Consider the following 13,906-nt stretch of genomic DNA (forward strand, 5'->3'; position numbering starts at 1 on the left):
CTCCGCCATGCCCACCCCGGACCTCGCCGCCATCTCCTTCGACGACGTCGCCGCCGCCCACCCCGATGCAGCCTTCCCGCGGTTCCACCCGCGCCCTGCCCGGGGCTGGATCAACGATCCCAACGGCATCAGCCTCATCAATGGCCGGTACCACGTCTTCTTCCAGTACAACCCGGATTCGGCCCGGCACCACAGGATTGCCTGGGGGCATGTCAGCTCCGCGGACCTGGTGCGATGGGAAGAACACCCCGTCGCACTGCGCCCCCAGCCGGGCGGGCCGGACGAGTACGGCTGCTGGACAGGCGTGGTGACGGACGACGACGGTGTCCCCACCGCAGCGTACTCGGGCGTCCGCGGTGACGGCGGGCACTCCGAGGTGGTCATCGCCCGCGGTTCGCAGGACCTTGTGGATTGGGACCAGACCGGGCACGTTGCGGCCCGGATGCCCGACGGCGGAGACGTCACGGCGGTGCGGGACCCCTTCATCTTCCGTTTCAACGGCAAGCGGTACGCCATGCAGGGCGCCGGCCTGGCCAACGGACACGCCGCGCTGCTCCTCTACACGGTGGAGGACCTGTCCGACTGGAAGTACCAGGGCATCTGGCTCACCACGGAAAACCCGGTTGCATCGCGGTTCACGCCCGCTGAGATCTGGGAGTGCCCGCAGCTGGTCCAGGTGCCTGATGCCTCCGGCGAGGACACGTGGCTGATGATGTTCTCCCTGTGGCTCTCCGGCGACGCCCACGAGCACGCCAACGGGGTGGGCCACCTGATCGGCTCGCTCACCGAAGACCCTGCCACGGGACTGCCGGTGTTTACGCCCCGCGGCGGTGGGTCCTCGGACCAGGGCCGGGACTTCTACGCCCCTCAGGTTGTTGCCCTCGGGGGCCGTGCCCTGCTGTGGGGCTGGGCCAACGAAGGGCCCGGCCGCGACGGGCGCCGTGGCCGCAGCCAGGAAGAAATCGACGCCGCCGGCTGGGCCGGAGTGCTCACTTTCCCGCGGGAGCTGTCTGTGGTGGACGGGGCCCTGGCCGTCACACCTGCCCCGGAAATCGAGGCTTACCGCGGAGACCCGGTGGCCCGCTCGGCCGAAGGCCGCGTGGAACTGCCGCCGTTCGCCGAAGCCGTGGTGACCCACGCCGCCGGCGCGCTGGATGCCACTGCCGGGGATGCCGCCGTCGAACTCCTGCTGGTGGGCGAGGGCGGGAAACAGACCGTTTTCAGCGGACCCCTTGCCGAAGGCGAGGAACTGCGGATCTACGTGGACGCCTCGCTGGCGGAGGTCTACCGCACCGGGGCCGTGGCAACCACCCTCCGCGCGTACCCGGCGGCGGGGGAGACGTGGCAGCTGCTGCTTCCGGCCGGCACTACGGCAGACGTGTGGGAGCTGAGCCAGCCCTAGCGCAGGGCTTTAGCGTCCGCTTTCAACGCCCGGTTCTCGGCGCATGTTGCTTAGCGCTCCGCAGGTACCGGGCCGGTGGACTCGCGGACCACCAGGCGGCAGGGCACCATCGTTTCGGTGCCGCTGCCGCCTGGCACGCCGTGATCGTCCAACTGCGCCCGGTGCTGTGTGACGTCGCCCAGCAGCGCGGTCATGGCGACGGCGCCCATCTCGCGCAGCGGCAAGGCCATGGTGCTTAGTGCGGGCACCATGGGCTTGGCCACGCGGAATTCGTCGTCGTAGCCCATAACGGAGATGTCCTGCGGGACGCTCAGGCCCAGCCGGTAGCAGGCCAGTACCACGCCAATGGCCAGGCGGTCGTTCGCACACAGGATGGCGGTGGGGCGGCGGCCGGCCCCGACGCCGTCCAAAAGCTTCATCGTCCCGTGGAATCCGGCGTCAATGTCCCAGCCCACCTGCAGGACCCTTGCCTCGTTCACAGGCAGTCCCGCCCGGAGGAACGCATCCCGGTAGCCCTCGATCCGGCGCGGAGCCGCGGGCGTGAGCGAGTCACCGGCCAGGAACGCGATGTCCCGGTGGCCGAGAGACATGACGTGCTCGGCGGCCTCCCGGCCGCCGCGGACCTCGTCCGGAATCACCGCTCCAACGCCAGCTTCGGGGCGGTCATCAAAACAGTTGGCCAGGATGGACGGCACCCGCTCCATGTTCGCCGGAACGTGCAGCGGACGCAGGCCCACCGTGACGTACATTAGCCCGTCCACCTGCCGGTCCAACAGGGTTTCCACTGCTCCTTCGTCCCGGGACCCGTCCAGCTCGGTGTCCATCACCACGGTGACGAAGCCATGTTCACGGGCCACAGCGTCCGCTCCGGCGATGATGTTGCCGTCGAACGGGCTGGTGACCACCTGGTCCGAGACGATGCCGATGATCCGGGACTGCCGGTTCCGCAGGCTCAGGGCGATCTTGTTGGGCGTGTAGTTCAGGGTGGCGGCAGCTTCGCGGATCCGCTGCTGGCTTTCCAGCGCCACGTTGCCGTCACCGCGTCCGTTGAGGACCAGGGAGACAGCGCTTCGCGAAACACCGGCCAGCTTGGCGACGTCCAGTGCGGTGGCCTTGCGATTCATGGTGATCCTCTGGTGGCAAACAACAGTGATGCTGAAGTTTACCTAACGCGTGTGAGGATGCGCTGCCGCCGCACGTCCCCAGCTCCCGCTACTCGGGGGATATGCGCGCCACGGTGACCTTCACCGAAACCTCAGCGGGCGCAAAGTGGGTGCGGACCACCGCGGCCACCGCCCGCACCACGTCCGGAGTCCGGGCGTCGGCACCCACGCCGATGCGGACTGTCACGTCCGTGGCACTGCCGTCCGCCCGGGCTTCAACCAGCGGGCCGTCGTCGGGATCCCCTGCGCCCTGGTCTCCGGCACCCTGCTGACGCGCTGCCTGCTGCAGCAGCGACAGGGCTCCGGCGGGCAGCCGCTGCCACAAGGGCCGGGACGGAAAGACGTCGGTGACGCCCTCCACGCCCAGGACGGCGGCCCGCAGGGAACCCGGTGCAGCGCCGCCCGGCAGCCCTGCCTGCCTGTTGGCCGGAAGTTCTTCCCGCTTCGCGGTGGGTGGCTGCGCCGGCACTGTCATGGTTCCTCCCGGGGAGTATCGATCACGTCGGTAATGGTGATGTCGATGGTGGCGATGTTCAGCTCGGTATGCCGGGCCAGGGCTTCCCCGAGGTCTTGCCGGAGTGCTTCCGCGCTGCCCAGCAGTGGATTGCCGAAGGCGACGGCAAGGTCCAGGTTGACGGTGATGGCTTCGCCCGGGACGGTGACATCTCCTTCAAGCCGGACCCTGCCCGCCACGGCCCCGGGCGCAAGGTCGGTGACGGAACGGACCAGGGCGAGGACCGAGCCTTCCGTTTCGGTAAGGGTGTCCGCCGGGTGCTCGGACCGCAGCGGGATGGAACGCCCGGGCCGGAGCTCGAGCTTGAGGTTGGCGAGGATGTCCTTCATCCAGTCGTCGTTGCCGCTGCCGGCCTCGGCAAGGTCCTTGCTGAACAGCTCGCTGCCGGCGGTGGAGAGCCGGCGCAGCGAGTCGAGGCCGTTGCGGCAATCAGGGCAGGTCTCAAGGTGGCGGAGGTCGGGGAAGTCACCGGTATCCAGGTACTGGCTCAACTCCTCGAGTGTGTGCCCGCACTCGAACGTGTCGTGGGGGATGCTCATCGCCATCCTTCCATTTCGCGGACCAGTGTAATCCGGGCCCGGGCAAGGCGGCCCCGGACACTGGCTGGGCTGATGTTCAGGGTCTGCGCAATCTGCTCATAGCTTTGTCCGTTGAACTCTTTAAGTACCCAGCAGCGGCGCTGTTCCTCGGGCAGCCGGGACAGGGCGGCCTTTAGGGCTTCGGTACCCGAGGCAGCCACGGCGGACGACTCGGGGCCGGGCGCGGCGGCTGCAGGTTCACGTCCTGCTCCGCCCTCTTCCAGCGCCGACAGGCTGGTGTGGTTCCTGCGCCGGCGCAGGTAGTCGATGCTCCTGCTGCCCGTCAGCCGGAGCAGCCAGCCCTTCACCGCAGCGGGTTCGCGCAGCGATTCAAGCTGCTTCCAGGCCTGGACCAGGGCCTCCTGGACCACGTCGTCGGCATCGGCGTACTGTCCGGTCAGCCGGCGGGCGCATGCGCGCATGTGCGGCCCGTACCGCCGGGCGAGGGCCTCGAAAGCCGCTGTATCGCCGTCGGCTGCCCTGCCGGCCAGGATGGCATCGGGGACCAGGTCCAACTGGTCCCGCACCAAGGGTGTTCCTGTCACCTGACTCTGCTTTCATAATCGGTGCTCGCCTGCCTGCATAGGCTTGAAACGGGCGCGCGCCGGACGAGCGGACTGGCGGCAGGGCGCGTTGCGCCATGGTTGGCTGCAACGCGCCTGCCGTCCGGGGGCTGGCTACTCCTTGCGGAAGCTTTCCTTGACCTTCTCCGCAGCTTCCTTGAGGTTGTGGCCGATGTCCTTGGCAGCGTCCTTGACCTTCTCGCCGGCTTCCTGGACCTTTGCCTGGGCCTGGTCGTGCTGGCCTTCGCGCTCCAGCCGTTCGTTGCCCGTGAGCTTGCCTACGCCTTCCTTGGCGGCGCCCGCGTGGTTGGTGGCGGCGTTGTTGATCTTGTCGTCGAGTCCCATGATGATGCCCTTCTCTCGGTGTTCCTGTTGTGCTCCTGTGTGTCCTGGACACAGCAGCGTTTGCTAGCTGGTGCGGTGTGCACCCGCCAGCCGTGTCCTGGTTCCACCTGCTATTCGGACCAGAACGGTGGTGCGATGGCCCAGCAGGGCTTCAATGCCGGTGACCAGTGCCTCGGCGAGGTCGGCCACCTCGCGCGGAGACGCTCCGCGCCGTGCCTGCAGGGTGATGCGCAGTCCTTGGGTTGTGGTGCGCCGCCGGCCGCGTCCGCGCCAGGCAGACACGGAGCTGCCGACGACGGCCCGGTTGCCTTCCAGCGCGGCCTCCACGGCGGATTCGAGGTAGGAAATGTCGACGGCGGTGTCCCCGAGTTCGGGGTCCCGCTGCCGGGCTGCCTCACTGGTCCGCCCGCCGCCCTGCCGGGTCAGCCACATGATGCTGGCCGCGGCGCCGAGGAGCAGCACGGCGGGCACGGCCAGTGCCCACCAGCTGCCCAGGGGTTCCTGCAGAGGTGCGGTGCCCCGCAGGTTCCGCCAGCCCCCCAATAGGTTGGTGCTGACGGAACTCCAGCGGTCCCGGATGCCGGCGTCCATGCCGGCACCCGCGGTGAGGGTGCCGGCGGCCAGCAGGACCAGGCCAGTGGCGGCCAGGAAGAAGCGGTTCAGGGCGCGGTTGGTGTGGTTCATCGTCCCAGTGCTCCTTCGGTGGCGATGCGGATATCGGTGTTGAGTTTCCGTCCCAGGCGGCAGGAATCGATCTCCTCTGCCGCAGCCCGGGTGACGGCTTCGCGGTCCAGGGGAGCGCCCGACGTCGGCCGGATGGCTATTTGGGCGCGGGCCCGGCTGATGGTGGTGGCAACCTGTTCGGGGGCGAGTTTGGCGGTCAACTGCACCTGCCGCGAGACGGCTGCTGCGATGACCTGGTCGTCGACAACCACCGCGGCCCGTTCGGCCTGCATGGCCCGGCGTCCCTTCCGGCCGCCCTTGAACGCCGCCACTAACAGGGTGAGGCCCAGGACGGCGGTGGCAACCCCGGCCGCGGTCAGTTCGCCAGGTTGCGTGGTTTGCGGCACTGTGGCCGCAGCATCGGCAAGCCGGCCGGGGCTGGCCACCAGGGCGTCCTGTCCCAGCAGGGCGAGGACACTTTCGGTGCCCAGCCACAGGAAGACGGCCAGGAGGAGCACCGCGGTGGCGGCGGAGAGCCCGGCGCGCGATGAGTGCGTTTCCCGCCGGACAATCCTGCTATGGGTTCGGGCCATGCCCACGGTGACCTCCTGGTGGGTTGCTGGGTGTGCTGCTGATAATCGGCGCTGCAGCCCTGGCCGCGGGCAGCCTGTGCGCCGCCGGGAGAAGGCTTCTCATGCAGCCCCGAGCCTGATGTTGATCTTGCCGATCTCCATGCCTGTGACCTGGCGCCCCATGAAGGAAATCTTCAGCCGGGCCGTGTCCGCCTGTTCGAACAGGGGTGGCCGTCCCTCCGGGGCTGGCGCCAGCAGGGTTGGTGCCGGCAGGCGGACCAGGAGGTCCACGCCCAGCTTCCCTGCGTCGTCCCGCAGTGAAGCGGAAACGTCGGTTTGGGAAATGCCGAACGCCTGGGACGTCACGGCTTCCACGGTTTTCCGGAGGGCGGCCGGGGCGATGCGGGTGTGGCCCTGGCGGTTCACGACGACGTGCGGCGGCCGCGCAGGGCGTCGAACACCGCCGCCAGGTCCAGGCGGCCCTCGGCTGCGCGTCCCAGGACAGCTCCAATGCCCATGAAGAGCAGGGTCAAAACGAAGCCCCAGAATCCGAAGGCCAGCGCCACTACCGCCAGGACTGCCCCGGCTGCCGCACCGCCGATGACCGGGGTCATGCCACCCTCGGTTCGTGGCTGGCGTCTTCAGCCTCGCCGTCGTTGTCCTCGGACGGGACGTGGATGTCCGTGATGGTGATGTTGACCTCGGTCACTTCCATGCCCACAAGGTCCTCCACGGCGGAGTAGACGGCGTCGCGGGCGTTGTCCGCCACCTGCTGGAGGGGGTGCGGGTACTCAACCACCAGGGTCACGTCCACGGCCACCTGGGTCTGGCCCACCTCAACGCTCACGCCCTGGGTGAGGTCCTTCTGGCCCACCCGCTCGCGCAGGTTTCCGATGGCCCGGGCAGCGCCCCCGCCCAAGGCGTGCACGCCCTCGATTTCCTGGATGGCGATGCCGGCGATCTTTGCCACAACGCCGTCGGCGACGGTGGTGCGGCCGCGGCCGTCGTGGCCCTCGGAGGTGCCCAGGGGGTGGGTGGCTGCCGGCTTCTTCTGCGAGGTGTTGCCTGCTGCCGTGCTGGTCTGCGCGGTGGTGTTCTGTGCTGCGTTCGGCTGTGCGTTGCCGGTCTGCTGTGTGCTGGCGTTGGTCTGCGTGGTCATTACGTCACTCCTGCTCGGTTGGCGTTCTGTTCCAGGCGCGGGTTTGCGCCGTTACAGGTAAGACGCAGCAGGGCGGAAGATCGTCACGGTCATTTGCGTGTGACGTGAATCACGCTCATTGTGAAGCCGTCAGTACAGGAAAATGTTGATCCATTCGCGGTTGTGCGCGTGGATCAGGACCAGGAACAGCACGAAGTCGAACAATAGGTGGACGCTGACAATGTAGGACAGCGACTTGGTCACCGTGAACAGCCGGGCCTGCAGCAGGGCGAACGGGAAGATGAAGAAAGGCGCCCAGGCATGGAAGCCGAGTTCCCACAGGAATGATGTGAACAGCACGGCCTGAAGCAGGTTGGCCTGCCAATCCGGAAGGTGCCGGCGGAGCAGCGTGAAGGTGGTGCAGATGAAGAACAGTTCGTCCCAGATACCCAGGACGTTGGTGCCCAGGAAAAGCCGGGCAATGCCGTCAGCGTCACTGACCGCAGGCCAGTTCCCGTAAACGCCGGTCCGGATCATGTATACGGGCATCAGGGCGTAGCCGATCACCAGGACCGCCGGCAGGTACCACTTTTCCGCCCGCGTCCACCGCTGCCCGGTCCGGATGGGGAACCGGATGGCGTGGTCCTTGGTGATGAAACGGGAGGTGGCGTAGGGGATGCCCACCGCCAAAACCATGGCGGTACCCATGGTGGCCATGTGTTCGGTGCTGATATCCGTGGTGATGGGCACCAGGCTCATGGCTGTTAGCCCCACGGCGATCAGGGCCAGATCGATCAGAAGCCTCCGGCCGAGGAATCCCGCCAGGGCAAGGGCGGCTGCCAGGAGGATGAAGCCGGAGATCCGGTCTTCGCGGGCGAAAAGGAGGAATCCCGCGGCTGACAGCATCGCCGCCGGAACAACGGCCACCCTCGCCCGGACGGGCGCCGCCCCAACCTGCCCCGCATCGGGATCCGACGAGGGCGTGCGCATGGATTTACCGCCAGCCTGCATCTTCCAAACCTTTGTGTCGCGGTTGTTGCCACGACTCTACTGGAAGCCCTGCTCCGCTGGACGCCTGCTGGCGGAGGCGGCCAAAAAGAAAGCGGACGACGACGGGCGGGCCCGTCGTCGTCCGCTTCTGCGGCAGTGCTGGCTGCCTAGGCGGTGGCCAGGGCGCCGCTGTTGCGCAGGCTCAGCGTGAAGGTGTTCGGGCCACTGCAGGTAACCGCCACCTGGCAGGTGGTGGTGTTGTGGCGGGAGGAGAGGTCGCTGATGGCAGCATCAAGGGTGTGGTGGAGGGCTGCCTTGTCCCAGATCTTCAGGGTTACGGAGTGAGTGGCATCGAACGTCATTATTCAACTTCCATTTCTTGCGGTGGGCGGCCTGGCTGAACAGGCCGGGTCCTCGTCGGTGAGGCAATTAGTTGGGAAAGCGCATTCCCGTTCTTCCATGGTGCATGCCCCTGCCGGAGTTGGCAACCAATTTGGCCGCAATGTGAGCAATCACACCGGGCCCACGCGGCGGCACGGGATTCACGGTTCTGTACTTTCTGTGATGCCCGGCCGGAAGCCGGGAAGCGGCCTGGTCGAGCTCTGAGGCGTCGGCGGCCGGGGGCGCACCGGTGCGCTTCATCGCTTCACCAGGTGGGTAGAAGGCCGGATAACATCCAGCCCTGCCCTTCCATAGTGCACAAGGCTTTGGGGGCCGCCCAACCAGATGGCCGAATATTGCAGGTGAAACTCATCACACACCTGTGCCTTGGGGCGGCGGGCAGGAGGGCGGTAGCGGGAGAAGGGCGTGGTGCGGCGTAATCCGGGGCGTGGCAGCCCGGACTATTCTTCCGGTTTCTCCGCCAGCCCATCCGGACCGCCGGCAAGGCCAACCGATACTGCCGGTCGGGAAGTCCATCCGATCGGCTGCCGCAGTAGTATGGGCGCATGTCGAAACCGGCTGACATCAACGTTGTCCATGAACTTCAAGAGGTCCTGACGGGCGCCGAGAGTGTGGTGGAGTTTCTCTCCGGGCTGTCCGGAATTGCCGCTGCCGCTGTCTCCGAGGCTGCCAACGACCGCATCGAATGTGCGGTCACGCTCAAAATCCAACGGCGGCCTGCAACCGCCGCCGGCAGCAGCGAGCGGGCTGTGGACCTGGACCGGGTTGAGCAGGCCCTGGGTGACGGCCCCTGCATCGAGGCGATCCGCGAGATGGCCCCGGTGCTCGTGGAAAACGTCACTGTGGACGAGCGCTGGCCCGCCTACAGCAAGGCGCTGCTCGAGTCCGGCGTTCACAGTACGCTGGGCGTTCCGCTGGAGATCACCGAAGGTGCAAGTGCGGCCCTGAACTTCTTCGCTGACAAGCCGGGTGCGTTCACCGAGGACGTCTACGCGAAGGCCGTGGGTTTCGCGGCCTCGGCCCGTAACACCTTCAATCTCTCCGTACGGCTCAACAGGGCCCAGAACCGTGCGGATGACCTGGAGGCGGCGCTGGAAAGCAGGACCGCCATCAACCTCGCCTGCGGCGTCATCATTGCGCAGAACCGCTGCTCCCAGGCCGAGGCCATGGAAATCCTCACCAGGGTGTCCAGCAACCGGAACCGCAAACTCCGCGATGTGGCTGCAGAGCTGATCCAACAGCTCTCCGGAGACCGCATCCAGACCCACTTCGAGTAGGCGCCCGCCCCGGCGGGGACGGCCGACGGCGGCGGGCGCCGTCGTCGTTAGTTCCGCGCCGGTCCCGCCGTCCGCGCGGTGACCACGGCGGCTCCTCCGCCAAGGCCCGGCCCGCGGCCAGGGCGTTCCCGGATGTCCCAGCACGTGCCCGCTCCGATCACCGTGTAGTCCCCGGCCTCCGCCGCGGCCAGGATGATGGCCGTGCCTTCATCGATCGCCACGGCATGGTCCACCAGTCCGGCCGCCACGGCGCCGACGGCCCGGCTCAACGTTCCGGCCTGTGCGGCGTGGACATCCACCGCGAACGGGGCAATCCCCAGGCCCTCGCGGACCTCCAGGTCGACCAGGCCCTCGGAGCATTCCTCGCCGCAAACCTCGATCCCGTCGATGCGGTATCCACCGATCAGGGCCCGTCCCGGAGCCACCATGGCACCGGCGGAAAAGCCGAGGTAGGGAACGCCGCGTCGCACCAGTTGTGCAAGCGTTGGGGACGCATTCCCGATGCCCCGCAGGTAGGCAGGCGTAAGGCCGCCGCCCACCACCACGCCGTCCACTTCGGCGAACGCCGCGGGATCAGCCGGGCCGCCGTTGCCGAGCAGTACGGGAACCACGTCGCAATCAACCCGCTCCTGCAGCGGACCGGCATACTCCGGCAGCCGGGTCATCGGGGCGCCGCCGCTGTCATGAACCACCACGGCGATGCGGGCCCTCCGTCCCGGGCCTGCCCTCAGCTCCACCTCGGCGGCAAACAGGTCAAACACTTCGGGGAACGATTCAGCGTCCGGCCCGGCGCCGACCAGGAAAATGCTCATGCCCCTCAAGATACAGAACCGTTGACACGCCGTCCGCGGCGGACTATCGTACAACCAAATGGTTGTAGATCAGCTCCGAGAAACCGAACTGGACCGCCTCTTCCAGGCGTTCGCCGATTCCACCCGCCGCGACATCGTCCGCCGGGTGACCGTTGGTGAGTTTTCAGTCTCCGGCCTCGCAGCGCTTTATGCCATGAGCTTCGCCGCAGTCCAAAAGCATGTTGCGGTGTTGGAGCGTGCCTCCCTGGTGACCAAGGAGAAGCGCGGAAGGGAGCAGATTGTGCGGGGTAATCATGAAGGCCTGCAGAAAGCCCGCTGGCTGCTCGACGAATACGAACACATCTGGCGGCAACGCGCCGCCCGGATGGCCGACATTCTCGCTGAAGGTTAGGAAGGCACTGCCATGACAGTCATCAGTACGGATAAGAATCCCGAGGCCCTGAGCCTTACCCTGGTCGCCGAGTTCGACGCCGGCGTGGAACGCGTCTGGCAGCTCTTCGAGGACCCGCGGCAGCTGGAGCGCTGGTGGGGGCCGCCCACCTATCCGGCAACTTTCTACAAGCACGAGTTCGTGCCGGGCGGCAAGGCCAACTACTACATGACAGGGCCGGAAGGGGACAAAGCGCACGGCTGGTGGGAGTTCACCAGCATCGCAGCGCCGCGCCAGCTCGAGTTCGATGACGGCTTTGCGGACAGCGACGGCAACCCCACCGCGGAATTCGGCATCAGCCACGCCACGGTGACTCTTGAGCCCGTGGGGGAGCGGACCCGAATGACCATGCTGTCCACGTTCGAGTCCGAGGAACAGCTTGAGCAGGTCATGGCGATGGGCATGGAAGAAGGCCTCAAGGAGGCCGTCGGCCAGATGGACAGCATCCTCGCCGAGCACGCCAACGCCTGAGGCGGCGGGCTGACTGCGCCGCAAACAACGGAAGCGGACGACGCCGGGGCCTCCCGGCGTCGTCCGCTTCCGCGTGCAGTGGCCCGCTGCCGGGCGGGGTTACTTCGCCGGCGCCTCCCGCCAGCCGGTCCAGCCGACCAGACGGACAGAATCCAGAGCGGCAAGGTCGCCCTGCGATGCTTCCCGGCGCTGTTGCGCCTCGGCGGGCAGCCCCACCTTGGCCGCCGGGGAAAGCGGGAGGATCTGCAGGGTGACATCGGCGCCGGGCCCAATACCGGCGTCGGACACGTTAATGACCCAGGGGGAGCCGTCCCAGAACCTGTCGGCCACTGCCGCGCCGTCCACCAGCAACCTGGCCACGTCCCCGGCCCAGTGGATTTCCAGCTCGGTGTGTACCCCGGCCAGCGCCTGGCCGGGAAGGGGCAGCCGGTAAGCCTGGGCCAGCTCCGTAATCAGCGCTGGGTCCGGCGCCGCGGCCCGGTTGGCGGAGGAACCGTAGGTTGCGGGGACAGTGCCCGCCGCCTTGAGCAGCTCGGCGGCCACTTCCACGCTGCCCGTGGCCGGGACCCCCGGAAGTGCCGGGAGTGCGGCCGCCGGCTCGAATGAGCGTGCCCCCGGGCGGTAGCGCAGTACTTCAGGGGTGGCCCTGGACCGGCCAGCGAGGTTGCCGGTCCCATCCAGCCACACCGGATCGCCGGCGAGGATCAGTTCACGCCGGGCGGTGCTGCCCAGGACCCAGGCAGTGTCCACCGCCTCCGCCGGGAGGACCAGGATGTCCAGCCGGGCATCCCCGCACCGTGCTGTGGCAACCACGGGTTCGTTGCCGTGGATCCGGTAGGAGCCCGCAGCGTCCGATCCTCCAGCGCCATGGACCTCTGTGCTGGCGGCGAAGCAGAGCTCCACGGGTATTCCGGGCTCGGCCGCGAGGACCAGGGTGGGGAGCGAATCCGGGTCCTCGGCGGAGGGCTCCAGGAACGTCAGTGGGGAGGCCGTGGCCCAGGCGAGGGTCACGCCGGCCACCTCGAGGTTCACCGGCCAGTGCGCCACGGTGCCCGCGGGGATCTCCACCGGCTGTCCCGGAAAGGTGACCGGGCCGCCGTCGAGCGCTATCTCGAAGCGGGCGTCTTCGTAGGTGGGCAGAGGAATGTGCGGCTGGTGCCACGTGATGAACACGAAGCCGGCGGTGCCGTCGGAACGTAGTGCCCAGCGGAGGGTGGTGGTGTCCCCGATGCCGTGCGGCTGGGCCTCGGGGAGGGATGACGGCATCTGCGCCAGCCGGTCGCCGAAGGCTGCCAGGAAGGCGTGCTGCTTGCGCAGGGCGGCGAAGCTGCCGGCCAGGCGTCCGGACGCGCCGATGGGGGCGTGGAAGTCGTAGTCGAACCGGGGCAGGTCGTTCGGGTAGCCGGTTTCCTGGGATTCCTGGAGCCCGTCGGCAGGATTAGTCCCGCCGGCGAACATGTAGTAGCCCTGCCAGGCGGAGCCGTTGCCAATCTTGTTGTGTGCCACGGCTGCCACGTCCAGCCCCTGCGGCCAGGGGCGGCGCTGGTAAGCCGTGGCCATGCCACCCGCCAGCTCGCACGTGGCCGGCGGGAAAAGGGCCGACGGTGTCCGGGGTGCAGGTGCCGCTGCGCCGTTCCCGCCGCCCATGCTGCCTGGATCCTCGGCGCCGTTGCCGACGAACTCGCGGATGTCTGCACCAATTCCCGGATCATCCCAGACATGGCTGAAGAAGTAGTGCTCGCGGAACGTGGGATCCCAGGGGGCGTCCGCATCTACCCAGAACCCGTCGCCGTAGCCGCCAAACAGGGGGAGGACCTCCCCGGCCGGCAGGTCCGCGCCACCCCAGGCCGTGGCCGTCCAGATGGGTGCTGTCAGGCCGGCGTTCCTGGCCAGTTTCTTGAGCTCCAGGATGTGGCCCGGCTGGTCGTACAGCTCGTTTTCCAGCTGGATGCCCATCACGTTGGTGTCCGGTCCGGTCAGCTGGTGGAGTTCTTCCCCGAGGTGTCCGAACCAGCCCTTCACCAGTTCCAGGTAGGCGGGATCGTTGGTGCGGTGCTGGACCGGCGCCTCCTGCACCCAGTCCGGGAAGCCGCCGTTGCGGACCTCGCCGTGGCACCAGGGACCGATGCGCAGGACCACGTCCAAGCCGATCTCTGCGCACAGCCGGACAAACGCACCCACGTCCAGTCCGCCGTCGAACCTCACCTTGCCTTCGGTCTGCTCATGGTGGATCCAGAAAGTGTAGGTGGCCACCACCGTGATGCCGCCGGCCTTCATCAGCCGCAGCCGCTCCTCCCACCGCGCCCGCGGCACCCTGCTGTAATGCAGCTCGCCTGACACAGGAAGGACGGGCTGCCCCCCGGCCTCCAGGTAGCGGTTGGTGACGCGGTAGCGGTGGTGACGGTCAACGGTGTTGCTCATTGCCGGCAACGTCAGGGGAGTTTCCCACGGCGTGTGGGCGGCGCGCAGGACGGACGGGGAACCGCTGGAGGGTGATGGCATGGGAGGAAGTATTGCACACTCGGGAAACGCTTTCTTGGTGTGGTCCCTGCAGGGCGTTGAACCCGGCGCGATGCTTCGAAATAC

18 protein-coding genes are annotated in these 13,906 nt (G+C 67.8%); 4 read left to right on the forward strand and 14 right to left on the reverse strand.

Features of this window, described 5'->3' with window-relative positions:
* Positions 1 to 7 precede the first annotated feature (7 nt).
* On the forward strand, positions 8 to 1,402 hold the full coding sequence (locus QE394_RS12780) for a glycoside hydrolase family 32 protein (protein WP_349034699.1): 1,395 nt from the start codon (positions 8 to 10) through the stop codon (positions 1,400 to 1,402).
* A gap of 50 nt (positions 1,403 to 1,452) precedes the next feature.
* Here the strand turns inward: QE394_RS12780 and QE394_RS12785 are convergent, their stop codons facing one another.
* The 12 genes from QE394_RS12785 to QE394_RS12840 form a co-directional block, all read right to left on the reverse strand.
* Complete coding sequence (locus QE394_RS12785) at positions 1,453 to 2,526, reverse strand: LacI family DNA-binding transcriptional regulator (RefSeq protein WP_261620248.1); 1,074 nt, start codon at positions 2,524 to 2,526, stop codon at positions 1,453 to 1,455.
* 88 nt (positions 2,527 to 2,614) lie between these two features.
* On the reverse strand, positions 2,615 to 3,040 hold the full coding sequence (locus tag QE394_RS12790; RefSeq protein ID WP_349034700.1) for a hypothetical protein: 426 nt from the start codon (positions 3,038 to 3,040) through the stop codon (positions 2,615 to 2,617).
* Entirely contained in the window at positions 3,037 to 3,618 is a 582-nt protein-coding gene (locus tag QE394_RS12795) for an Asp23/Gls24 family envelope stress response protein (RefSeq protein ID WP_349034701.1), read from the reverse strand. Before QE394_RS12795 ends, QE394_RS12790 begins: the two co-directional genes overlap by 4 nt.
* Positions 3,615 to 4,202: a sigma-70 family RNA polymerase sigma factor gene (locus QE394_RS12800; protein WP_349034702.1), complete on the reverse strand. Its 588-nt coding sequence runs from the start codon at positions 4,200 to 4,202 to the stop codon at positions 3,615 to 3,617. Before QE394_RS12800 ends, QE394_RS12795 begins: the two co-directional genes overlap by 4 nt.
* A gap of 132 nt (positions 4,203 to 4,334) precedes the next feature.
* Entirely contained in the window at positions 4,335 to 4,565 is a 231-nt protein-coding gene (locus tag QE394_RS12805; RefSeq protein ID WP_045731032.1) for a CsbD family protein, read from the reverse strand.
* 63 nt (positions 4,566 to 4,628) lie between these two features.
* Entirely contained in the window at positions 4,629 to 5,249 is a 621-nt protein-coding gene (locus QE394_RS12810; protein ID WP_349034703.1) for a hypothetical protein, read from the reverse strand.
* Positions 5,246 to 5,821 carry a hypothetical protein gene (locus tag QE394_RS12815; RefSeq protein WP_349034704.1) on the reverse strand — a complete coding sequence of 192 codons (576 nt, stop codon included), beginning with the start codon at positions 5,819 to 5,821 and terminating at the stop codon, positions 5,246 to 5,248. Before QE394_RS12815 ends, QE394_RS12810 begins: the two co-directional genes overlap by 4 nt.
* Before the next feature lie 99 nt (positions 5,822 to 5,920).
* Complete coding sequence (locus tag QE394_RS12820; RefSeq protein ID WP_056077741.1) at positions 5,921 to 6,226, reverse strand: hypothetical protein; 306 nt, start codon at positions 6,224 to 6,226, stop codon at positions 5,921 to 5,923.
* The gene (locus tag QE394_RS12825) at positions 6,223 to 6,414 is read right to left on the reverse strand and encodes a DUF2273 domain-containing protein (protein WP_349034705.1); all 192 of its coding nucleotides are present in this window, start codon (positions 6,412 to 6,414) and stop codon (positions 6,223 to 6,225) included. The genes QE394_RS12820 and QE394_RS12825 overlap by 4 nt, the downstream gene beginning before the upstream one ends.
* A complete protein-coding gene (locus QE394_RS12830) occupies positions 6,411 to 6,959 on the reverse strand; it encodes an Asp23/Gls24 family envelope stress response protein (protein ID WP_349034706.1) in 549 nt (182 codons plus the stop codon). The genes QE394_RS12825 and QE394_RS12830 overlap by 4 nt, the downstream gene beginning before the upstream one ends.
* A 129-nt stretch (positions 6,960 to 7,088) precedes the next feature.
* Complete coding sequence (locus QE394_RS12835; protein ID WP_349034707.1) at positions 7,089 to 7,949, reverse strand: CPBP family glutamic-type intramembrane protease; 861 nt, start codon at positions 7,947 to 7,949, stop codon at positions 7,089 to 7,091.
* Positions 7,950 to 8,095: 146 nt separating this feature from the next.
* Entirely contained in the window at positions 8,096 to 8,290 is a 195-nt protein-coding gene (locus tag QE394_RS12840) for a hypothetical protein (protein WP_015938411.1), read from the reverse strand.
* 585 nt (positions 8,291 to 8,875) lie between these two features.
* Here QE394_RS12840 and QE394_RS12845 point away from each other — a divergent pair.
* Positions 8,876 to 9,607, forward strand: a complete 732-nt coding sequence (locus QE394_RS12845) for a GAF and ANTAR domain-containing protein (protein WP_056077732.1) — start codon at positions 8,876 to 8,878, stop codon at positions 9,605 to 9,607.
* Positions 9,608 to 9,654: 47 nt separating this feature from the next.
* Here QE394_RS12845 and QE394_RS12850 read toward each other — a convergent pair whose 3' ends face one another.
* Positions 9,655 to 10,419, reverse strand: coding sequence for a Type 1 glutamine amidotransferase-like domain-containing protein (locus QE394_RS12850; RefSeq protein ID WP_349034708.1), 765 nt, complete (start codon positions 10,417 to 10,419; stop codon positions 9,655 to 9,657).
* 58 nt (positions 10,420 to 10,477) lie between these two features.
* Here QE394_RS12850 and QE394_RS12855 point away from each other — a divergent pair, with 58 nt between their 5' ends.
* Together QE394_RS12855 and QE394_RS12860 are read left to right on the forward strand one after the other, a co-directional pair.
* Positions 10,478 to 10,810 carry a metalloregulator ArsR/SmtB family transcription factor gene (locus QE394_RS12855; RefSeq protein WP_261620256.1) on the forward strand — a complete coding sequence of 111 codons (333 nt, stop codon included), beginning with the start codon at positions 10,478 to 10,480 and terminating at the stop codon, positions 10,808 to 10,810.
* A gap of 12 nt (positions 10,811 to 10,822) precedes the next feature.
* A complete protein-coding gene (locus tag QE394_RS12860; RefSeq protein ID WP_056077726.1) occupies positions 10,823 to 11,320 on the forward strand; it encodes an SRPBCC domain-containing protein in 498 nt (165 codons plus the stop codon).
* A 99-nt stretch (positions 11,321 to 11,419) separates the two neighbouring features.
* Here the strand turns inward: QE394_RS12860 and QE394_RS12865 are convergent, their stop codons facing one another.
* Positions 11,420 to 13,822 (reverse strand): beta-galactosidase, encoded by a 2,403-nt coding sequence (locus QE394_RS12865; protein WP_349034709.1) that lies wholly within the window; start codon positions 13,820 to 13,822, stop codon positions 11,420 to 11,422.
* Positions 13,823 to 13,906: the final 84 nt, after the last annotated feature.

The organism is Pseudarthrobacter sp. SORGH_AS 212 (assembly GCF_030818145.1).
Classification (GTDB): Bacteria; Actinomycetota; Actinomycetes; order Actinomycetales; family Micrococcaceae; genus Arthrobacter.